Origin of the sequence: Bacillus sp. FJAT-28004 (assembly GCF_001280845.1) — a bacterium.
GTDB lineage: Bacteria > Bacillota > Bacilli > Paenibacillales > Paenibacillaceae > Pristimantibacillus.
In genome coordinates, this window is the sequence record NZ_LGHP01000001.1 from 5134735 (window position 1) to 5149935 (window position 15201).

Annotated in this window: 19 protein-coding genes; all 19 read left to right on the forward strand. The window is 44.9% G+C overall.

What is annotated here, in order from left to right:
* Positions 1–932: 932 nt before the first annotated feature.
* The 19 genes from AC787_RS22205 (at position 933) to AC787_RS22285 (ending at position 15190) form a co-directional block, all read left to right on the forward strand.
* Positions 933–2138, forward strand: a complete 1206-nt coding sequence (locus AC787_RS22205) for an outer membrane lipoprotein-sorting protein (RefSeq protein WP_054026781.1) — start codon at positions 933–935, stop codon at positions 2136–2138.
* Positions 2139–2286: 148 nt separating this feature from the next.
* The gene (alr, locus tag AC787_RS22210) at positions 2287–3474 is read left to right on the forward strand and encodes an alanine racemase (RefSeq protein ID WP_054026782.1); all 1188 of its coding nucleotides are present in this window, start codon (positions 2287–2289) and stop codon (positions 3472–3474) included.
* A gap of 227 nt (positions 3475–3701) precedes the next feature.
* Complete coding sequence (locus AC787_RS22215) at positions 3702–3983, forward strand: CopG family ribbon-helix-helix protein (protein ID WP_028609437.1); 282 nt, start codon at positions 3702–3704, stop codon at positions 3981–3983.
* Between the two features lie 3 nt (positions 3984–3986).
* Positions 3987–4337, forward strand: a complete 351-nt coding sequence (locus AC787_RS22220) for a type II toxin-antitoxin system PemK/MazF family toxin (RefSeq protein WP_028609438.1) — start codon at positions 3987–3989, stop codon at positions 4335–4337.
* Between the two features lie 247 nt (positions 4338–4584).
* On the forward strand, positions 4585–5304 hold the full coding sequence (locus AC787_RS22225; protein WP_054026783.1) for an SAF domain-containing protein: 720 nt from the start codon (positions 4585–4587) through the stop codon (positions 5302–5304).
* Between the two features lie 2 nt (positions 5305–5306).
* Positions 5307–6155, forward strand: coding sequence for a hypothetical protein (locus tag AC787_RS22230; RefSeq protein ID WP_054026784.1), 849 nt, complete (start codon positions 5307–5309; stop codon positions 6153–6155).
* Positions 6152–7525, forward strand: a complete 1374-nt coding sequence (locus AC787_RS22235) for an ATPase, T2SS/T4P/T4SS family (protein WP_054026785.1) — start codon at positions 6152–6154, stop codon at positions 7523–7525. Before AC787_RS22230 ends, AC787_RS22235 begins: the two co-directional genes overlap by 4 nt.
* Positions 7518–8453, forward strand: coding sequence for a type II secretion system F family protein (locus tag AC787_RS22240; RefSeq protein WP_054026786.1), 936 nt, complete (start codon positions 7518–7520; stop codon positions 8451–8453). The genes AC787_RS22235 and AC787_RS22240 overlap by 8 nt, the downstream gene beginning before the upstream one ends.
* A gap of 13 nt (positions 8454–8466) precedes the next feature.
* On the forward strand, positions 8467–9357 hold the full coding sequence (locus AC787_RS22245; RefSeq protein WP_054026787.1) for a hypothetical protein: 891 nt from the start codon (positions 8467–8469) through the stop codon (positions 9355–9357).
* Between the two features lie 36 nt (positions 9358–9393).
* A complete protein-coding gene (locus AC787_RS34505) occupies positions 9394–9543 on the forward strand; it encodes a hypothetical protein (RefSeq protein ID WP_162839319.1) in 150 nt (49 codons plus the stop codon).
* 43 nt (positions 9544–9586) lie between these two features.
* A complete protein-coding gene (locus AC787_RS34150) occupies positions 9587–9733 on the forward strand; it encodes a hypothetical protein (RefSeq protein ID WP_161807556.1) in 147 nt (48 codons plus the stop codon).
* The gene (locus tag AC787_RS22250; protein ID WP_054026788.1) at positions 9730–10155 is read left to right on the forward strand and encodes a hypothetical protein; all 426 of its coding nucleotides are present in this window, start codon (positions 9730–9732) and stop codon (positions 10153–10155) included. Before AC787_RS34150 ends, AC787_RS22250 begins: the two co-directional genes overlap by 4 nt.
* 21 nt (positions 10156–10176) lie before the next feature.
* On the forward strand, positions 10177–10662 hold the full coding sequence (locus AC787_RS22255) for a hypothetical protein (RefSeq protein ID WP_054026789.1): 486 nt from the start codon (positions 10177–10179) through the stop codon (positions 10660–10662).
* Positions 10663–10725: 63 nt separating this feature from the next.
* Complete coding sequence (locus AC787_RS22260) at positions 10726–11946, forward strand: M24 family metallopeptidase (RefSeq protein WP_054027206.1); 1221 nt, start codon at positions 10726–10728, stop codon at positions 11944–11946.
* Positions 11947–11969: 23 nt separating this feature from the next.
* Positions 11970–12449 carry a PH domain-containing protein gene (locus tag AC787_RS22265; RefSeq protein WP_054026790.1) on the forward strand — a complete coding sequence of 160 codons (480 nt, stop codon included), beginning with the start codon at positions 11970–11972 and terminating at the stop codon, positions 12447–12449.
* Positions 12442–13974: a PH domain-containing protein gene (locus tag AC787_RS22270; protein ID WP_054026791.1), complete on the forward strand. Its 1533-nt coding sequence runs from the start codon at positions 12442–12444 to the stop codon at positions 13972–13974. Before AC787_RS22265 ends, AC787_RS22270 begins: the two co-directional genes overlap by 8 nt.
* Before the next feature lie 148 nt (positions 13975–14122).
* Positions 14123–14656: an RNA polymerase sigma factor SigY gene (gene sigY / locus AC787_RS22275; protein ID WP_054026792.1), complete on the forward strand. Its 534-nt coding sequence runs from the start codon at positions 14123–14125 to the stop codon at positions 14654–14656.
* Complete coding sequence (locus AC787_RS22280; RefSeq protein ID WP_054026793.1) at positions 14643–14981, forward strand: YxlC family protein; 339 nt, start codon at positions 14643–14645, stop codon at positions 14979–14981. The genes sigY and AC787_RS22280 overlap by 14 nt, the downstream gene beginning before the upstream one ends.
* Positions 14969–15190: a hypothetical protein gene (locus AC787_RS22285; RefSeq protein ID WP_054026794.1), complete on the forward strand. Its 222-nt coding sequence runs from the start codon at positions 14969–14971 to the stop codon at positions 15188–15190. Before AC787_RS22280 ends, AC787_RS22285 begins: the two co-directional genes overlap by 13 nt.
* The last annotated feature ends 11 nt before the right edge of the window (positions 15191–15201 follow it).

The window sequence follows — 15201 nt, forward strand, 5'->3', positions numbered from 1 at the left end:
GTGAACCGATCGTGGAGTGTAAATAAGCGCAGAAGTGCACTTGTTTTTAATAAATGAGATGGAAATGACGCAAATAGATGCACAAGTACATCTATTTAAGCAGTTTTGAAAAGTAGTTGGCGTAATAAGTGTATTTATGCACTTAGTTGCCGCTGCTAACCGGGGTGTGCTCACTAAACTAGCTAGTTTTATATTCTTGGCATCTGTAGGGAGTGGCGACTGGATGTGTGGGAGCGTGCATTTGTGAAGGGTGTAAGGAGTACCATTGGACTGAATATGAATATTGGGTAATTTAGAGTGTGCGTGAACCGATCGTGGAGTGTAAATAAGCGCAGAATTGCACTTGTTTTTAATAAATGAGATGGAAATGACGCAAATAGATGTACAAATGCATCTATTTGAGCAGTTTTGAAAAGTAGTTGGCGTACTAAGTGTATTTTTACGCTTAAATGCTGCTGCTAATCGGGTGTGCTCACTAAACTAGCCAGTTTTACATTTTTTAAATTTGTTGGGAATGGCGGCTGGTTACGTGAGGGAGCGTGCATTTGTGAGTGTGTAAGGAGTGCGATTGGACTGTATATGGATAGTGTAGGTAGTGTGATTAGTGTGTGCGTGAACCGATCGTGGAGTGTAAATAAGCGCAGAATTGCACTTGTTTTTAATAAATGAGATGGAAATGACGCAAATAGGTGTACAAATGCATCTATTTAAGCAGTTTTGAAAAGTAGTTGGCGTAATAAGTGTATTTATGCACTTAGATACTGCTGCTAATCGGGGTGTGCTCACTAAACTAGCGCGTCAATATGAGCTGAGATAGCCACATATTTTGATCTGAGGCCCCATGCTTGTCAAACTAGTCCGCATAATTGGTCAAGTCCCCTCATAGACATGTTATCAGCCAGTAAAAAACAATGTGCAGAGGGGATGATTACATGCGTCGCATGACATGGACCGCGGCAATATTATTATGTTTTTCATTAGTATTAGCGGCTTGCGGAACGAAGGACGCCGAGTCCGTGGTTAAGGAGCTCGACAAAGTAGTAAACAATATGGAGAGCTATCAAGGAAGCGGGACGATGACGCTGCGAACGGGACAGCAGCCACTCGAATACAAAGTGGAGGTATCCTATCAAAAACCGCAATTTTATCGGATCAAGCTGACAAATGAAGAGAAGGACATCACACAAATCGTGCTTCGCAATGACGACGGCGTATTCGTTCTCACACCGAAGCTGAATAAAGTGTTCCGCTTCCAAAGCGATTGGCCGCAAAATCAAGGGCAAGTATATTTGTATCAAACGCTGATTCAAAGCATACTTGTTGATAACTCGCGTCAATTTGTAATCGATGAAGATGCTTACGTATTTGACGTAATGGCTAATTACAACAACGGTTCGTTGTCCCGTCAAAAAATTTGGCTTAATAAAGCAGACTATAAACCGGTTCAGGTGGAGGTAAGTGACACAAATGCGACTGTAATGGTCGAAGTGAAATTTGACAAATTTGATTTTGGTCCAAAATTTGATAAAGCCGTATTTGAGACAGAAGCTAACATGAATGCTGCTCCTACTAATCAGGCAACGGAAGAGCCAACGATGACTACACCAGAAAAATCAGGCAACACGGGTACGAGTAACAACACAGAAGTAGAAGCAGGAACCCCTGATAATAAAGTAGATAAAGACGGGAATCAGTCCGGGAATGACAGCGCCGTTGACAGCGGTAATCAAACGAATAATAGCGGCAATGCTGCGGAAAACGAAGGCGATGAAGCTACAACTGGTACTACACCAGAAGCCACTAATTTCACTGCAATGGAACCTTCGTACATTCCAGATGGTGTAGGAGAGCCGGAATTAGTCGACATCAAGTTTGGCGGCAATCCAGGTTTGATGCTTCGCTACACTGGCGACTATAGCTACACATTGATTCAGACTGAACCAAAAGATCAAGCGGCTTCATTAGTAGAAGGGATGATCGTTGATTTAGGCTTTACGTGGGGGCAGCTCAGCGGAGATGAACAACAGACGCTCACATGGACTTACGAGGGACATCAATTCCGTCTCACAAGCGCAAATTTACCGGAGTCCGAAATGATTAAGGTCGCACAGTCGGTACAGGGTGAAATCGGGAAATAAAGCGGGAAAAAGAGCGAATTTCCAAGACGTACTAGCCATTTCCAAGGTTCGCTTCATTGACAGTCACAGCAGCAAGGTTTAACATTATTGCTATTGATGTTTGCTGCTCGGACTGTTGTGGCTGCAAGATGAGGAGAAGGTGAACGACTTGGATTCGTTTTATCGCCCGACCAGGGTTGAATTATCATTAGATGCGTTACGTCATAATTTACAAGCTTTTCGTAATGCCATTCCACAGGAATGTAAGCTAATGGTCACCGCTAAGGCTAATGCTTACGGACATGGTGCGGTAGAGATAGCACGAGAAGCAGAGCGCTTTGGCGTGGACTATTTAGGAGTCGCTTTTCTTGATGAAGCATTGCAATTGCGCAAGGCAGGCATCCAAACCCCGATTCTTGTACTTGGATTCGTGGCTGCGGATGCCTTGTCTGTCGCTAGAAGCAACGATATTACAATAAGTTTGTTCAGGGATGACATTATGGAAGCAGCTGCAAAGCTGCCGCCCGACATAAGTGGACGAAAACTTAAAGTTCACATCAAGATCGATTCCGGAATGGGGCGGCTTGGCATAATCGGGAAGGAAGCTGCGATATCTTTTATTGAAAAGGCGTTGCAGGTACCACAAATTGATGTTGAAGGCATGTTTACACATTATGCTCGCGCTGATGAAGAAGATAAGAGCTATACGATAATGCAATACGAGCGATTTCGAGAAGTGGCAGATTATGTCCAGCAGCATGGACTGCCTATACCGATTATTCATACGGCAAACAGCGCTGCAGGCATTGACACTCCGCAATTTGCGGGCGGCATGCTGCGGTTAGGTATTAGTATGTTTGGTCTATATCCTTCTGAAGAGGTCAATAAACAGCGAGTTGAGCTTGAGCCTGTATTGTCGCTTAAAACAGAAGTAGTTATGGTCAAAAAAGTGCCTGCCGGCTGGGGAATCAGCTACGGTACGCGTTATTTCTCAGAAGGCGAAGAACGCATTGGAACACTCCCAATTGGATATGCTGATGGCTTTAGTCGCATGCTATCGGGTAAAGCCCATGGACTTGTACGGGGTGTAAAAGTACCAATCCGTGGTACGATATGTATGGATCAATGTATGATTGCGCTTGATGAAGCTGCTTCTGAAGCGGGAGCGTTGCCAATTGAGCCAGGTGAAGAGGTTGTGCTCATTGGGCGCCAGGGAAATGAAGTTATTACAGTGGAAGAAGTAGCAGATCAGCTTGGAACGATAAATTATGAACTAATCTGTATGCTTGCTACGCGAGTACCTCGCGTATATGTCAGAGGTAACCAAATAGTAGCTATCCAAAACCCCCTAGCTTAGACATCATTCGGATTGGTAATTGTTTCATCTTACAATTTTTCGTAAATGAAGAGGATTTTCGCCAAATATCTCGAATGTAGTAAGGCAGATCATCTATAATGGCTATACATGAAAACATACAGCATATTTGATATACGGCTATCATAGATATGTTGAAGTATAGCAACGGCAATATATTGTCATAATGTGTATTAAGGTTATGGAAAAGTTTTGGGGGTGCGAGTTCGGTGGCCAATGTACAAAATACCAAAAGAATCATGATTAGCCTGCCAGATCATTTGCTGGAGGAGGTTGACGGGATTGTAGCCAAGGAAAACTCCAACCGCAGCGAATTTATACGGCAAGCCATGAAGCTGTATTTGGTGGAGCGCAAAAAACGTCAAATCCGAGAATCCATGCAGCGCGGGTATATGGAAATGGCGAAAATAAACCTGAACATGGCCTCGGAAGCTTTTCAAGCGGAGGAAGAAGCAGATCATACGTTAGGCCGTCTCGTTAGCGGGGTGTAGAGGTTGATTGTAAAACGTGGAGATGTTTTTTTTGCGGATTTATCGCCTGTCGTCGGATCGGAACAGGGTGGTGTTCGCCCCGTCTTGGTCATTCAAAATGATATTGGAAACCGTTTCAGTCCTACGGTAATTGTGGCTGCAATCACAGCTCAAATACAGAAAGCAAAGCTCCCTACTCATGTTGAAATGGATGCAGCCGCTCATGGTTTTGATCGTGATTCAGTCGTACTACTTGAACAAATTCGGACGATCGACAAGCAAAGATTAACCGATAAGATTACGCACTTGGATGACGAAACGATGCGTAAGGTTGATGATGCTTTATTGATTAGCGTTGGATTAATTGATTTCTGATGAGTGAGAGAGCTATTTAGCATATAGAGGGTGTATCCCTTGTGCTGAATGGCTTTTTTTGTCGACTTTTACTGAAATTTGATGAATATGGAAAAATAATGATAGACAAATGAAAGTTCAATTGCTATTATGAACTCAATTAGTTATTGCTAACTTAAATATGAGCTTTATTATGCGAAGAACGCACGTAGTATGCCTTAGATGGCTGCTGCTGCGTTCTTTTTTTTATGCTCAGAGAGGAATGGGGATGAAAAAAAGACGAAATGCAATCATTAGTCTAACAGCAGCGGTGTTGTCGGCAAGCTTGGTTTATGGCATGTATGAGCTGCAACGTATTCAAATCCAGCAGGAAGAGACAGTTGCTGTACTCGTTCCAAAACGTTTTATCGGAGCAGGTGAGCGGCTTAAGGAAGGCGATTTAGAGTACATATTGGTGCCGCAAGCTTCTTATGTCTCTGACATGGTGATTAAGCTGGAGCAGGCAACTGGGAAGGAAACGATGATCCCTCTGGGCAAAGGTGAGCCGCTTTTGCTCTGGAAGGTCGATGATTATTATTTGCAGCCTAGACGAACCGAATCGACTTTTCAAATTCCGAAGGAGTATATCCGCTCCATTTCGAATGGAATCAGAGCAGGCGATAAGGTGCTGCTTTATGCATCAGGAGAAGCTTCTCCCTCAATGAGGCTATTTCCGAAGGCAGTTACTGTAGCCTCGGTGAAGACGTCTGGCAACGTGGAGATTGATAACATTGAGAATCCGAACTTATTTTCGCTTGCTGAGGGAAATAAAGAGCAAATGTATGCGTCAAGGCGGGAAGCTAACGGCATGATTGATTATTTGAATTTAAATCTAACGGAGGAGCAATGGCTTCAGCTGGACAGCTTGTGCAAGGGAGGCTCTTTGAAGCTAGTCGTAGCATATAGTCCAGCATCGCTTGATTTAGTTGCCGGAGAGGAGGCCGATTGATCGTGAATGAAACGATAGCGCCTCTCGCTGTATTTATTGGCACGACCCCCAATATCGGAACGACGACAGCGGCGTTTGCCACCGCATATCGAATGGCGGAAGCAAGCGGCAAACCGATCGGCTACTTATGTCTCAATCTCAAAAGTGCCAAGATTCATCGGTATATCGGTGTAGACGAGCCGCTTGTAACGCTGGATAAGCTTCGTCCAGAGCTTCGATCATATTCATTAACGCCGGAGAAGCTTCGTAGGGCTGTTTATTCAGTGCCTGGTCAGCCGAATTTGCAGGTGCTGTTCGGCAATCTTTTGAGAGATCAAGCTGAATACTTCACCCCTGAAGAAGCTGAGCACTTGCTGGCGATTGCGGAACAGACCTTTGCATTCGTCATTATGGATGTGGGTGCGTACTGGGACAACGCAGCGACGATTTGCTCAATCCGAAGAGCGGGCTCACGCATACTTGTTACAACTCCAGCTTTATCGCATTTTCAAGAGGATGGAAGACGTTGGATAGGGCAAGTATCTCCATTATTTGAAGTCTCACCTGAACAATATGATTCGGTCATTATCAACGGTCCATGGAGAAACGGAGGATATCAGATGAAGCATATTTGCAAGGAGCTCGGAACAACGGCACTTGGCCAGCTTCAATTAAGCGAGCCAGTTTTTAGTCAGTTGGATAATGGAACGTATGCGCAATGGCTAAAAGTTGATGCGGAGGGAAAGCAGGTTATGCAGGAGCCCGCGAAAGCGATGATGCAGCGGCATAATATTCGAAGTATGGGAACTTCGATTGCGATTCAGCCTTGGTATCGTAAACTGCTTGCGCATCGAAAAGGTACGAGTTCGTGACGGCGGGGCAAAATCGATTTTCACCTTCACAATTTGCAGGGCAAATGCAATCAGAACGAGAAAAACGTGAGCATGATGCAGCTGGCTCATATTTGCCATCAGACTCATTAGAGGAAATGGGCAAGCTTGCTGATGATATCCGAGCTTATTTAAGCGCCCCTCATGGGCTAGGCGAAGAAGAACGCAGGCAATACAGTGAAACGTTGAATCGTGCAGTTCTTGGCTATTCACAGGAGCGTGAGCAGATTCTTGCCGTTATCACGGATCGGTTAATTAGGCTTCGGATACATGGAACAGCACATATACAGCATTCCTTTCAAACGCTCGCGGAGGCATTATTTGCGGAAGTAATCGGTATGAATGTACTTGAGCTGGTGCTTGCTGACAAGGAAGGCTTGGAGGAAATACAAGTCGTTGGCGAGAGGATTTTCACTGTGAAAAATGGGATAACGAGTCCCTCAGCATACCGCTTTAACAGCATTCGAGAAGTAGAGCGCATCCAGCAAAATTTAGTGCTCTACAATAATGATCGCATCAACCCGCGTAAACGATGGGCTGAGGTGATGCTGCGAGACGGATCGCGTGTAACGATGACTGGCTTTGGCTTCACGGCAAACCCAACCTTAACGATTCGGTTTTACACTGTTCGCAGCTTCAGTCTTGAGACATTAAGCGAGTCGGCATACCGGACGATAAATGCGCGGATAGAAGGATTGCTTAAAGCTATATTAGCAGCACGATTCAATTTGGTCATTATTGGACCGACAAACTCGGGCAAAACCAATTTAATGAAAGCGCTAATTGCTGAGCTTCCGGATGAAGAGCGAATCATTACGATTGAGGGCAGATTTGAAATGATGCTGGGGCGTGATTTTCCAAATAAAAATGTTGTGGAGTATATGACTGATGAAGAGGATTCCTATCATCGCTCGGATCAAGCCTTTAAGCTCGCGCTCAGGCAATCGCCGCAGCGCATTATCCATGCCGAAATTCGCGACATGGATGCGAACATCTATGTTCGTGCATGCACGCGTGGACATACCGGCAGCATGACGACAGTGCATGCTAACAGGCTGGAGGATGTACCAGAGGCGATAACGGATATGTGCATGCTCGATGGCAGAGGTATGAATGCAGAACGGCTGGCGAAACGAATTACACAGTATGTAACGGAAATCGGCATTGAAATGAGCTATTTGGGTGGACGCCGAGTCGTTAGCCGAATAGGGGAGCTATGCTGGGAGGACGGACAAACAATCGTAAGAGACTGGGTGAAATTTGACGAGATGCTGAATGATTGGATATTTCCAATGCTGCGAGCTGTAAGGTCGGCTGATCGGCTTACTGCCGGAGGCTACGGTGATGAATAAACTATCGACAGCAGCAGCAGCATGCTTATTGTTTTGCTTAATGTTTATCGCGTTGTATCACCTGTTCAAGCTGTGGTCGGCGGAACAGCAGCTAAGAAGCAAGCTGGCATACCGAGCAAATAGCGGGTGGCGCAAGAAACTGGGTGAACGCTTTAAACGATACAAATGGCTGCATGAACATTTGAACGAGCTGCTCGAGACGCTCCGCCTGAACATAACTCCTACTTCCTTCGCTTGTGTATCAGGTTTGCTGCTGCTTGCGGGGATTGCTTCAGGTGGCATATTTTTTCAAAGTGTCAAAGGAACTTTGTTGTTCGGTGGGTTATTGGGATTATTGCCCTACACGATGTTAAGAGCTTTGCTGGTACATCGCCGCATGCAGACACAGATGGATTTTTTACCGGCGGTGGAGCTTTTTTATCAATGTTATCTCGTAACAGGTGAGCGGCAGGTAAGGATTGCGCTGCAGCGCACGGTGGAGGAGAGAAGGCTGCTGGGACCGATGCAATTGGTTTTTGAACAGCTGTATCGAAACTTATCGGTTCGAGGAGATGACGAGACAAGCTTAAGGCTGCTTTCTGCATCTCTCGGTCATTTGTGGGCGGATTACTTCGTTCATATTTTGCGGGTGGCGCTTGTAGAGGGAGTCCCTGTAACAGACAGTTTAAAAGAGCTTTTAACCGACATGCGCAAGGCAAGACGAGCGGGTGAGCAGGAACGAAATCGATTGCTTGAAATACGCATAGCTAACTTCACGCCTTTATTATTCCTTGCTTTATTTATAGGAATCAATCTCAGGTACAACAAAGATAATTCTTATTATTACTACATTGTTGACCCGATGGGACGAGATATGCTGCTGAATGCAATGGTACTCATCTTTGCATCGTTCTTAATGGGATTATGGCTTTCACGTAAAAAGATGTGAAAGGAGACAGCGAATGCCTGAATGGACAGGAGTATCGGTGCGGGTAGCTCTACTAATAAGTCAGTACATAGGTGGCGCGGTGACGATTTATGTGCTTTTGCAGTTATGGCCCGTGCGACCTTCGAGATGGAAGCACCTCGCTGTATTAGAATGGCGAACAAAAAAAGCACCTGATAAGTGGCTGCGATTTTTGTTTATTTCAAGGCAGCGACCTTCGTTTATAGAGCGGGAGCTGCTGCTGGCAGGCTGCGGTGTAACCGTAGATGCAGCTTGGTATGTTTTTGCAAGGCGATTGTTGTTAATTGCAGTAAGCGGGATGATTATTATGGCTGCTGCATGGTATGAACGTATAGACGCCTATGTCAAAGTCTCGTATGCGGGTCCAGGCTTGCTTCTTGTGCTGTTTGTCTTGTATGTCGACCTAGTGTGGCTGCGTTCTATCCGCAAGGTGCGTACGCTGCAGATTACGAAAGAAATATTTATTATTAGCAAGCAGCTTCTCTATTTATCTGACTCCTCACTGCATGTCCATGCGAAGCTTCTTCGGTGTATACCCTTTACGAGAGCGATGCGCTTTGACCTGGAACGGCTTCTGGCTGAATGGTATCACGATGCGGGAGACGCACTTCAACGGTTTAAGCAAAGGCTCGGAACGGAGGAGGCTTTGAGCTTTGTAGAGACGATTGATGCGCTTCGCCTCCATGAGAGCCCACAATATTATGAACTGCTTCGTGTGCGTATAGAGGATTATAAAGAAAAGTTGGAGCTGGCAAAAGAAAGCCGTAAGGAATCAACCTCTTATTTTTTGTTTGTAATCGCGGGTATTCCCATTTTGTATACCTTTCAGGTGTTTATATATCCATGGGTGAGAGAGGGACAGAAGTTGTTTGAATCTCTAGGCTGATCATTGAAATTTAAGTTATTGAAAGGAGGTGGTAGCATGCGTAATATTTTGATGACTGTCATGATGCTTGTTGTTGTTATTGTTTTGTTTAACTCGATTATCGCTAAGGATAAGACCGGAACTAGCAGTCAAATCGAAACGCAAGGAGCAGCAGCAAATACGAAAATTGGCGCTCTGCTTCCGTAAGCTCAGCCGCATAAATTTGTGAAGTAGAGCGGAGGTGTCTTTTTTGCGTGGAATACTTGTATCCATGCTTCTGCTTGTTGCCGTAATGATCTGCTATCAAGCTGTCGCAGAAGGTGATGAGGGTATGAAGAAGCAAATAGATGGGGCAGGCAGCTCAATAAGCAGCCATATTAGGGAAATGAATCCATGAAGCAAATATTGATTTTTGTCTTGTTTGCGGGGGTATTATGCTGGCTTATGTTTTCTCCCATTTATAAGCACGTTCTCATTGTCAGACAAGCTGTTTTGCAGCAGGAGGTCGATTATTTGCTGGAAATAGGAGCGAGCGGAACCTACGGCTACATTAGCGAGGAAATGCAGGAGCAGTCAAGGCAGCGAATGTCTCGATTCGGCATGCGTGCTGTTGCTATCGATTATGAACTCGCTACGACGAGCGGACTTGCTGCTTCAAACCCTAGCGCCCCTGTTTTAAGAGGGACCGGCATTTCGTTAACGATGAGCTACCCGTATGAGAATTTATTTGAAATTGATCGATTAATCGGTTTGACACCTCCGCTGCCGAGCGAGCGGATGCGGGTATTTGGAATGAAAATGAGTGAATATGTGCCATAAGGGAAAGAGGCGGATGACTCGATGTACAAGCTGTTGCTTATCGTATTAATGATGACGGTCTGGATATCGGTTCATCTGCTTCAGGTCGAAGAGGAGCTTGCCATGCGCACTTTGTTCCAAAGCAAACGTGCGATTAATCGAGCTGCGCATGCGGCAGCTCAGCAGATTGATCCAGCGGCGCTTGGCAATGGCTTGCTTCGATTATCGCGAGGTGACGCGGCAGCTGCAGCCACTTTATATTTACGGGAAAATTTAAGGCTGGATGATCAAGGCATGCCGCTGCCGGAATCATTTTTGAAGCAGAGAGTTGAGGTCGTCGTATTTGAGATCGTGAATGATGACAATAACTTTCCATATACTTATCGAAATGAAACCTATGATTATGAGGTCACACTTAAACGACCGGGAGTTGTGTTGATCGTGCATATTGTTTATCCGCGAGCTTTTCAAGTGATGGATGCTATTGAGTGGGATATAAAGGGGGCGGCAGAACTAGTAGCAGGTTGACGAAAATTTGGAAAATTGGTGTAATAAGAGGAGGGAATTAATTAGGAGTTGATTAACGAAGTGATGGATATTATAGCCGATGTTCCAGCTGAACTCATCAAACAACGAATTGAACGTTTGCAGAACGTTATGAAGGAAGAGAGAATTAATGCTTTCCTTATTACTCAAAATGTAGATCTCTATTATTTTAGCGGGTCTATGCAAACTGGTTATTTATTTGTTCCAAGCATTGGGGAAGCTACCTTTTATGTGCGCCGCAGCGTTCAACGCGCTAAGCTTGAGACGGTCATTCGGGTAGAGGAACTCGGTACTTTTCGTTTTTTTGGAGAAACGTTGGCAAAACATTATGCGAATTTGTTTAACCAAGGGGAAAAACTGCGAATAGCCGCCGATCTGGATGTGCTCCCAGCGCAGCTTTACATAAAGCTGACGGAGCTGCTTGGCGTAACAGGACCATGCGAGCTGATGGATGGTTCAGCTTACATTCGGAGATTGCGAATGATTAAATCTCCATGGGAAGTAAGCCGTATCGAGGCAGCAGCAGAGGTAGTGGCACAAGCATTAAGCGAGGCGCTGAATGAGCTGAGGGAAGGGATAAGCGAGCTCGAATGGATGGCGCGTGTTGAATATGAGCTTCGCATCCGTGGACATATCGGCTTGATGCGTATGCGCGGCTTTAACCAAGAAATAACGACCGGCATGGTTATTTCAGGGGCTGCAGCAGCGGTTCCATCCTATTTTGACGGACCTGCGGGCGGACTTGGTCTTGGTGCGGCATCGCCGCAAAGCGTAAGCAGATCAATAATCAAGCGCGATGAACCTATATTAATTGATATTGGCTGCTGTGTGGATGGGTATGTCATTGACCAGACGCGTACAGCTGTCATTGGGAAACTTTCAGAAACACTTCACCATGCTTACAAGGTGTCTGAGTCAGTGATTGCTGATTCTGAGAAACTAATGGTTCCCGGCACGCCTTGCTCCAGACTTTACGAGGCAGCGCTAGAGAGCTGTGCAGCGGCTAAGCTAACCGATCATTTTATGGGCTTTGGTGCTGATCAAGCGAAGTTTCTAGGGCATGGCATTGGGCTTGAGATTGATGAATGGCCAGTGCTGGCAAAAGGTTTTCAAATGCCTCTTCAATCCGGTATGGTTATCGCAGTTGAACCGAAATTCACGTTTCCGGGAGAAGGCGTGGTCGGTATTGAGAATAGTTATTTAATTACGGAACATGGCGCGAGAGCGCTGACTCGTTCCAAGGCGGAGCTCATTATTTTGCCTTAACAAATAGAGGGGGAACTACAGCAATGAATCGAGAGTTAACGAATCGGCTTCATCGTGATTATATTACGGTTTACCGCATCAGTGAGCTAATTACGAACGGCATTTTTCTCGTATTAATCATCGCGTATTTTACGTGTGCAATGATATGGGATTGGACACTAATACCTGGTTGGATTGCGCTATCCATCTTTGTCATCTCTTTTATTATGTTCACTTGGGTTATTCCAGAAATGAAGTATACACGATTTTCATATGAGCTATTTGACGACGAGCTTGAAATTCAATCAGGCCTTATCTTTTTGAGTAATGTTCTTGTCCCGATGGTTCGTGTTCAGCATGTCGAGCTTGAAAGCGGCCCGCTGATGCGCAAGTATGATCTGGCTAGCGTGTCGATTGTTACAGCTGCTACTACACACCGAATCAGCGGTCTGAAGCAGTCGGAAGCTGAGCAGTTGAAACGGAAAATTGGAATTTTGGCTAAGGTGGATGATCAGGATGAATGATCGTCGTACGCTTCATCCAATCTATATATTGTTTGGACTTCTGAATACGATTAAAGGTTTCATTCCCATTATATTGATCGGCGTATTGAAAGGGACGAGCTGGACTAATCTGAATTGGTATTGGTATACAGGCGCAGCTGTTTTATCGGTCGTATTATTAGTCTTTAGTTTTTTTGAGTGGAAGCGTTTTGGCTTTTGGCTGGAAGAGGACCGTATTATTATTCGAAAAGGCTTGTTGTTCAGGGATGAGAAGACGATCTACTATACACGCATCCATTCCGTTAATGTCGAGCAACCGCTTATACAGCGGATACTCGGAGTTGCACAGGTGAAGATCGAGACGCCTGGAGGCAACAAAAAGGCAGATGGTGTATTGCCGGCCCTCTCCATTAAGGAAGCGAATGACATTCAGTATATGCTTAGAAAACAAGCGTCGTCGACTGCTGTGCCGATTGATCCGGTTGCTGAAGCAATCGCGGTTGATAAGCCGGCAGACGAGCAGGTCGTTGTAAAAATAAACAATAAGCCGCTTACTCCTCAAGCTTCGAATGTCGTAGCAAGCAGCAATAGGTTAGAGACAACGCTATCCTCAGCCCAGCTTCTTCAAGCAGCTGCAACATCAACTAATTTTGGTCTCGTAGCGGCGTTTTTAGCGGGTTTGTTTTCATTCGCAGACGATATTATCAATCAGCTGCTTCCGGATCACTTTTTTGAGACAGTTGTTGAGGATTCAACGAGTTTAATGCCAAGTTACATACTCATCGTTATTGTTGTCGTCATTGGAATAGTGGTAGCATGGCTTTTGTCTATTGTATTATATGTGTTGAAATATAGCGGCTTCTCTATAAAAAGAGATGGCAGACAGATTGCAGTTTCTTATGGCTTGCTTGAGAAAAAATCATTTGTTTTTGACCCGAAGAAGGTTCAGGCTGTTATTGTCAACGAAGGACCGCTGCGCCAAGCTATTGGTTATGCGGAAATCCAGCTTCAGATCGTATCATCGGATAAGAAGGAGCAGCTTATGCTTCATCCTTTCCTCAAATATTCTAATATACAGAAAGTACTGGATGATTTTGTTCCACAAATGAAAATTCCTTCGAGATCAGAGCTGACAGGAGCGCCGAAACGCGCCTTGATTTATTACGTTAGAATTGAGCTATTGCTTACTTTGCTTTTATGCACCACATTAATCGTGTTTTTTAAAGCGGATGGGATATGGTCGCTGATACTTCTGCCACTAATTCTTATGTGGAGAAAAAGCTGCTATAACGCGGCGGGTGTTAAGCTGGGTGAAGGTCAGTTAACGCTCCGCAATCGATTCTTATCGCGAACTACTTATATGATTCGACGCCCGCAAATTGTAACAATGAGGGTAAGACGTACGATTAGGCAGCAGAAAAAGAATCTGTTCACGATTGCGGTACGCGTTATGGGCAGCCCTTTCGAGTATCGTGTGAAATCGCTCGATCATAAAGATTTGGATCCTGTATGGAAGTGGTATAGCCGCAGTCATAGTAAGCAATAGAATATGCTTTTCATTTCAACAGCTGCGGAAGAGCTCCTATTTCCGCAGTTGTTTTATTATTATAAAAAAAATTTAAAAGAGAATGAACGAAATGGGATACTGGGCCGTCTAAGCTATAACCGAATGAAAAAGAGGAGGTTGCTCGCTCGTGCATGACGAGACGAAGCTGATTAAGCAAGCGGTTCGCGGCGATTCGCGAGCGCTATCTGAACTGCTGCGACAAAATTATTCTTTTCTATACCAATACGCACTTAAGGTGACGATGAACAAAACGCGTGCGGAGGATGTAACACAGGAAACGATGCTTAAAGCTATTGAAAAAATAGCGACCTTTCAGAACAAAGCCAAATTTTCTACTTGGCTTATAACCATAGCATCGAGACTTGTCGTTGATCGGATTCGTCGAAACGAGCTTGAGAAGCATTGGGTGCAGGAGGAGCAATCGCTGAGGTTAATTCGCTACAATACTTTGCAGCGAGGAGATGAATGGCCTGAGGCGCTTCAAGCATTAGGTGAGCTGAATAGCGATATTCGAATACCGGTATTGTTAAAGTATTATTACGGCTATTCACAAGAGGAAATTTCCTCGATGCTGGATATCCCAGTAGGGACAGTAAAATCAAGGCTGCATAATGGTTTGAAGCAGCTGCGGAAGGAGCTTACGGAGCATGAAGAAGCTTAAAGAGGACACAGAGGATCAGCAATGGTTCGACAATCAACTGCAAGAGACATTGGATCGTTTTGACGCCATTCATGTACCGCATGTTCCTGAGCTGCACCGATTCGAGGACATGGTGGATGCGCATAAACAACAATTGAAAAGAAAGCTATGGAAGGATCTTTTGTTATTTTGGCTGATAGCATGTTTGATTTTCGGATTGATGATGTGGATGATTGACCGTAATTGGGTATGGTTCGCTATATTGCAAGCTGTTATTGCAGCAGGAGGTATAGGTTTTGTTAGTATTACGTTTGGCCGAAGGAAGGTGCGGGCATGGAGGAGTTAAAGGTCATACCTATTTGGGCTTGGATTTTACTCATCTCTGTCTTAATAGCCCAGTCCACTTGGTTGTTTATTGATGCTCGCAAAAGAGAGAGTATGCCTTGGTTTTGGGGTTTATGGGGATTAATTCAGACGCCGATGCCGCTTATCTTTTATTTCATTTTCGTGCGAAGCGGATGGTTTCCACGAGGTGGCGGGAAGGGCAAGAAGTAAAACGAGAAAAC